Origin of the sequence: Psychroserpens burtonensis DSM 12212 (genome assembly GCF_000425305.1) — a bacterium.
GTDB lineage: Bacteria > Bacteroidota > Bacteroidia > Flavobacteriales > Flavobacteriaceae > Psychroserpens > Psychroserpens burtonensis.
Genome location: NZ_KE384346.1, coordinates 275,368 through 281,850 on the forward strand (window position 1 = coordinate 275,368; position 6,483 = coordinate 281,850).

Sequence of the window (6,483 nt, forward strand, 5' to 3'; positions counted from 1 at the left end):
ATAATGAAAAAACAATTTATAGTTGCACTTGCACTGTTGGTAAGTACACTTTCTTTTGCACAAAAGAGTGAACTTAAAACAGCAGGAAAAGCGATTAAATCAGGTAATTTTGCAGATGCTAAATCTGCAATTCAATCTGCTGAATCTTTAATAGCTAATGCAGATGACAAATTAAAAGCTAAATTTTATTTTTTAAAAGGCCAGGCATTATATGCTAATGGTGCAGGTTCTGATACAGATATGGATCAGGCAATTGAGAGTTTCAATATGGTTCAAAAAGTTGAAGGATCTTCCAAAGGGAAATATGGTTCAACTATTGAAGACTTAAAAGATCAAATGCTCAATAACTTTTTAACGAAAGCTAATGCAGCTTTGCAAAGTAAAGATTATGCGTCTTCATCTGCAGGTTTTGATAAAGCTTACCGCATGTCACCTATTGATACAACTTACTTGTATTATGCAGCATCTACTGCAGTTACAGGACAAGATTATACAGCATCTTTAAAATTCTATGAAGAGCTTAGAGACTTAAAGTATAAAGGTGTCGTTATGGAGTTTACAGCTGTTAATAAGGAGACTGGAGTCGTTGAAACTTTTGATAATGGTTCGTTAAGAGACTTATCTGTAAGAGCGGGAACGCATATTACAGCTAAGGATAAGGAAACAGAATCTAAATCTGCTGAAATTGTAAAAAACATAGCATTAATTCATATAAGCCAGGGTAATGATGAAAAAGCTATAGAAGCAATGAAGTTGGCTAGAGCCCAAAATCCTGATGATTTGGGGTTGTTGATTTCTGAAGCGAATGTCCAATTAAAAATGGGAAATAAAGATCGTTTTAAGGAGCTTATGGAAGAGGCTACTTTAAAAGATCCTGAAAATGCTGAGTTACGATATAACTTAGGAGTTATTGCTGCAGAAGCTGGACAGAAAGAGGATGCGATGACCTATTATGAAAAAGCAATTGCATTAGATCCATCATATACAGATGCCTATAATAATATCGCTGTTTTAATTTTATCTGAAGAAGGTTCAATCGTTGAAGAAATGAATTCTCTTGGTAATTCAAGTAAAGATAATAAGCGTTATGATGAGTTAAGAGTGAAAAGAACTGAGATACTTGAGTCTGCAATTCCTTATCTTGAGACGACTCTAAAGTTGAAGCCAAATGATGTTCAGGCAGTTCAAACCTTAATGAATATTTATAGAGGTAGTGGGCAAACGGATAAGTACAAGGAAATGAAGGCTAAATTGGAAACTCTACAAGCTGGGAATTAACTAAAAATAGTAACTTTATTAAAAAAGCGATTAGAAATTCTAATCGCTTTTTTTTATATGATTTTTTTAATCACTCTTAATTTATGAGTGTGAATTTTTCTATCTGCATTATAAATCCCGGAGTGATCTAACCTGTCAATCCTAACTTTTCCATGTGCATGAATGATATAATTATCTTCCATAATGATACCAACATGAATGATGTTTCCTTCTGCGTTATCAAAAAAAGCTAAATCTCCAGGCTCACTTTCTTCAATAAAACTTAATGCTTGGCCTTGGGTAGCTTGCTGAGAGGCATCTCTTAAAATGGAGTAGCCATTTAATTTATAGACCATTTGTGTAAAACCAGAACAATCTATACCAAAAGGCGTTTTTCCTCCCCAAAGATAGGGTGCATTTAAATACGTAAATGCTGTAGTTATAAGATTTGATTTCTTTTGTTTTGAACGTATCGAGCTACCGTCAAAAGTATGCTGTAATAGTTCAAGTCCATTTAAGGAAGAACCTATAGGAATTGTATATAATTTATCGTCAGTATCCTGAATGAATTCAATTAAATCTAAAGACAATTTATGATCTTGACATTTAATAGTCTTGTAGTCGTTTTCATTAATATCTAAAAACTGTTTGTTATCTATCCAGCCTTCATATTTATCATAAGCTAATCGAATTTTGCTCCAAGATTTACGGTGCTCTAAAACTTTGAAAATTTCACCATAAAGCACTTGTGACACAAGCTCTGTTGAATCACTGGGTTCAATTCTAAGAGGTACAATGCTCAGATTACAAATTCCGTATAGCATTACATTATGTTAATTACGTTCAATTATAACTGCAGAAGCTCCACCACCACCATTGCAAATAGCAGCGGCTCCAATTTTTGCATTATTTTGTTGAAGAACGCTTAACAAGGTAATAATGATTCTAACGCCAGAGCATCCTAGTGGATGACCTAAAGAAACTGCGCCACCATTAACATTAACATTGCTATCATTTAATCCAAGAATTTTCATATTAGCTAAACCAACTATTGAGAATGCTTCATTAAATTCAAAATAGTCTACATCACTTAAAGATACTCCTGCTTTTTTTAGAGCTTTAGGTAATGCCTTTGCTGGTGCTGTTGTGAACCATTTTGGATCATGAGCAGCATCTGCGAAACCTTTTATTGTTGCTAGAGGAGTTAAGCCTAAGGCTTCTGCCTTTTCTCTACTCATTAAAACCATCGCTCCAGCACCATCATTTATTGTAGATGCATTAGCAGCTGTAACTGTACCGTCTTTTGAGAAAGCAGGCCTTAGTCCTGGAATCTTATCTAATTTTACATTGCTGTATTCTTCATCTTTAGTTACAAAAACTGGTTCACCGCGACGTTGTGGTACTTCTACAGGGACAACTTCATCGTCATATTTTCCAGCTTCCCAAGCGGCCGCAGAACGTTTATAAGATTGAATAGCAAAATTATCTTGATCTTCTCTCGAGAATTTATATTCTGTAGCACAAGCGTCTGCGCAAACACCCATTGCATTTTGATCGTAGGCATCTACTAATCCGTCTTTTTGCATCCCGTCAATTAAAGTTGCTGGTCCAAATTTGGTAGCAGATCTTGCATGTAAATAGTGAGGAATCAAACTCATATTTTCCATCCCTCCAGCGACAACAATATCAGTATCACCTAGGGCAATAGATTGTGCAGCTTGCATAACCGCTTTCATACCAGAAGCACAAACTTTATTAATTGTTGTACAAGGTACAGTATTAGGTATACCAGCATAAATTGCTGCTTGTCGAGCAGGAGCTTGACCAGTTCCAGCTTGTACGACATTGCCCATTAATACCTCTTCAACTAAGTCTGGATTTAGATTTATTTTATCTAAAGCACCTTTAATAGCTATAGCACCAAGTCTTGGTGCAGGAATTGTTGATAATGACCCTAAAAAACTTCCAATTGGAGTTCTTGCAGTTGATACGATAACGACCTCTCTACTCATTTTAAATCTTGTTTAATTTCAAGTCGTAAAATTAAACATTTTTTAATTAATGAGTAGCTTAGAACCAATAACATCAGTTCTATTATATTTTCTTACTTTTGAAATCGGAAGCTCTCTACTTGAAAGCATTTTGTTTACTTCGAATGCTTAAATTTTTTTAAAATGAATGATTTAATTAATAAATGGTATCGTAATCACGCACTTTTGTATAAAGTGCTTTTGTTCTTTAGTACGACGTTTTTGATTGTTTATTTATTTCCGAAGAGCGGAAAATTTAGATATGATTTTGATAAGGGCAAGCCGTGGCAATCTGAAAGTCTCCTTGCACCTTTTGATTTTGCGATAAAAAAATCTTCAGAAGAAATTGAACAAGAACAAATCGAGGTATCAGAGAGTAGTGCTGTGTATTTCGATATCGATAAATCGGTCCAATCAAATGTTATTGATTTGTATTCTGAGAAATTTAAATCCTCATTTGCCGATAGCATTGTTGCCAACAACATAAATTTATTTAATGCTGGAGAATCGGCCATCAATGCCATTTATGAATTTGGAGTTTTAGACGAAGATTATGACTATTCTGCGAGTACGACTATTATTTTATTAGACGATCAAACCCAGTATGGAGAAACACAATTCTCTAATCTTACTAAATTAGATGGCTTTAGAATTGTCATTGAGAATGAGTTGAATATTAATGGATTATCGAAATTTGAAGCTGCATTTGTATCTGTTTTCTTTGATATCATTAAACCGAATTTAAAACTCAATTTGTCACTAACACAAAATGCTTTAGATGAAAAACTTGAAAGTATATCAAGTGTTAGAGGTAGTATTGAAAAAGGAACACTCATTATCTCTAAAGGAGAAATTGTTGAGGGTAATAAGTACGATGTTTTAAAATCACTCGAAACAGAATATGAATCACAAGTTTGGAATGAGTCTAACTATAACCTTATCATATTTGCTTATTCATTGCTTGTGTCCTTAGCATTATTAATGCTTTTATTATTTCTTCGGAAATATAGAATGGAAGTATTTCTTGATAATACTAAAGTTACTTTTATCTTTTTCAACATTCTACTCATGATTTTGTTGACGACATTGGTCATCAATTATAATTCAATATATGTTTATGTAGTGCCATTATGTATTCTTCCATTAGTTTTGAAAGCGTTTTTTGATGCGCGTTTAGGTTTGTTTGCTCATGTTTTGACAGTGCTTTTATTAGGGTTTATTGTGCCTAATAGCTATGAATATATGTTTCTCCAAATAATAGCAGGTATTGTGACCATATTAACGGTTTCGGAATTATATAAACGAGCAAATTTGTTTATTTCTGTAGGTCAAATCACTCTGATTTATATCATTGCCTATTTTGCTTTTTTCGTGATACAAGAAGGCGATATATCAAATTTAGACCCATCTACTTTTGGGTTATTTGTTTTATGTGGACTTGCTACCTTGTTTGTGCAACCATTAATATATATCTATGAGAAAGTATTTGGTCTAGTCTCTGATGTGTCACTATTAGAGCTTTCTGATACGAATACAAAGCTTTTAAAAGAACTTTCTAATAAGGCGCCAGGCACATTTCATCATTCATTAAATGTTGCTAATTTAGCTGAAGCGTCTGCAAATGAAGTTGGAGCAAACGCCATGTTGATTAGAGTAGGAGCTTTGTATCATGATGTGGGGAAAATGAAAAATCCAACTTATTTCACAGAGAACCAAGCAACAGGGATTAATCCTCACGATGAATTATCACCGCGCGAAAGTGCGAAGATTATCATTGATCATGTTTTAGATGGCATAGAGATCGCCAAAAAAAATAATTTACCAGATCGCGTAATTGATTTTATAAGAACCCATCATGGAACGAGTTTAGTTTATTATTTCTATAGAAAGGAAAAAGATTTAATTGAGGATACCAATCAAGATGATTTTAGATATCCAGGACCACAACCATATAGTAAGGAAACAGCTATATTAATGATGTGTGATAGCGTAGAAGCAGCATCGAAAAGTTTAAAAGAGCCTACCAGTACTAAGATAGATAAGTTCGTAGAAACTATTATAGATAAACAAATGGAAGACGGTCAATTTTTAAACGCTAATATCACATTTAAGGAGATACAATCTATCAAGAAAGTACTGAAAACGAAGTTGGCAAACATATTTCATTTAAGAATTGAATATCCTGAATAATATTCAAAAAATAAATTAAAAATTGTTGTGTTCTTTATAATGATAAGTTACCTTTGCAACCGCATTTGAGATAGAATGCTAAGTTCATAAATTTAACGGAGAGGTGCCTGAGTGGCCGAAAGGAACGGTTTGCTAAATCGTCGTACTTAGAAATAGGTACCCAGGGTTCGAATCCCTGTCTCTCCGCAAATGTTATTAGTAATTTAAAGTATAACCAATTCGGGGTGTAGCGTAGCCCGGTTATCGCGCCACGTTTGGGACGTGGAGGCCGCAGGTTCGAATCCTGCCACCCCGACTTCTAGCCTAACTTTTATAGTTAGGCTTTTTTTTTGTTATCTATTTTTAATGTGCTTCATATAATTTTATTGCTATCTCCATCGTTTCTAATCCATCTCCTAGTACCTCATTATGTTTTAATTGAACGACAGTTTTTATAACCAAAGAATTGTGATGAGTCTCAATACATTTATTTACTTCGCAAAACATTATTATATGTGTACATTTTATCCAGAGTATATCTTCAGAGTACTTTTAAGGTGTAAATTACGAATCGTTTTTATTTTTAAAAGGGTGTGCCCCAAAAATATCTTACGGTAACTTTGAAGCTATGAGATAAGACATTTTTATTGTAATCTGTTTAATTTCTGTTTTAGGATTTGCTGAGTTCAACCCATAAGTGCAACACACTTATTATTTAGGACTTCAATAGGGTTATTATAATTAAACTTTCTAATTGGTCTGTAATTTAGTAATTTTTCTACTTCTTTTATTCTCTTAGCTGAGACTTCTCTAAGGTCTGTTTTCTTTGGAAAAAATCTTCTTATTACACCTATTCTGTTTTCGACAGTTCCCTTATCTTGAGAGGTATATGGTCTTGTGAAGTATGCTTTGACATTCACGTCTTTTGCTATTTCACCATGCCGAGCAAACTCCTTTCCATTGTCAAATGTTATTGTCTTAATCCAAGATGAGTCAAAATTTGTAAGCCGTTCATTCATTTTTTGAT

The 6,483-nt window shown here is 33.7% G+C and carries 5 protein-coding genes and 2 tRNA genes; 4 read left to right on the forward strand and 3 right to left on the reverse strand.

Annotated elements, in window-relative coordinates; genetic code table 11:
* Positions 1–3 precede the first annotated feature (3 nt).
* Positions 4–1,278 (forward strand): tetratricopeptide repeat protein, encoded by a 1,275-nt coding sequence (locus H593_RS0116595; protein ID WP_028873445.1) that lies wholly within the window; start codon positions 4–6, stop codon positions 1,276–1,278.
* A 53-nt stretch (positions 1,279–1,331) separates the two neighbouring features.
* Here H593_RS0116595 and H593_RS0116600 read toward each other — a convergent pair whose 3' ends face one another.
* Positions 1,332–2,081 (reverse strand): C40 family peptidase, encoded by a 750-nt coding sequence (locus H593_RS0116600; RefSeq protein WP_028873446.1) that lies wholly within the window; start codon positions 2,079–2,081, stop codon positions 1,332–1,334.
* A 9-nt stretch (positions 2,082–2,090) separates the two neighbouring features.
* Entirely contained in the window at positions 2,091–3,269 is a 1,179-nt protein-coding gene (locus H593_RS0116605) for an acetyl-CoA C-acyltransferase (protein ID WP_028873447.1), read from the reverse strand.
* Between the two features lie 162 nt (positions 3,270–3,431).
* Between H593_RS0116605 and H593_RS0116610 the strand changes: the two genes are divergently transcribed.
* The 3 genes from H593_RS0116610 to H593_RS0116620 all read left to right on the forward strand — a co-directional run bounded on the left by H593_RS0116610 (position 3,432) and on the right by H593_RS0116620 (position 5,772).
* Positions 3,432–5,477: an HD family phosphohydrolase gene (locus H593_RS0116610; RefSeq protein ID WP_028873448.1), complete on the forward strand. Its 2,046-nt coding sequence runs from the start codon at positions 3,432–3,434 to the stop codon at positions 5,475–5,477.
* A gap of 97 nt (positions 5,478–5,574) precedes the next feature.
* Positions 5,575–5,663: transfer RNA gene (locus H593_RS0116615), tRNA-Ser, on the forward strand.
* A 34-nt stretch (positions 5,664–5,697) separates the two neighbouring features.
* Positions 5,698–5,772, forward strand: a tRNA-Pro gene (locus tag H593_RS0116620).
* Positions 5,773–6,142: 370 nt separating this feature from the next.
* Here the strand turns inward: H593_RS0116620 and H593_RS0116625 are convergent.
* Positions 6,143–6,483, reverse strand: a 341-nt coding sequence (locus H593_RS0116625; protein WP_157588803.1) for an IS30 family transposase, incomplete at its 5' end; no start/stop codon positions are given.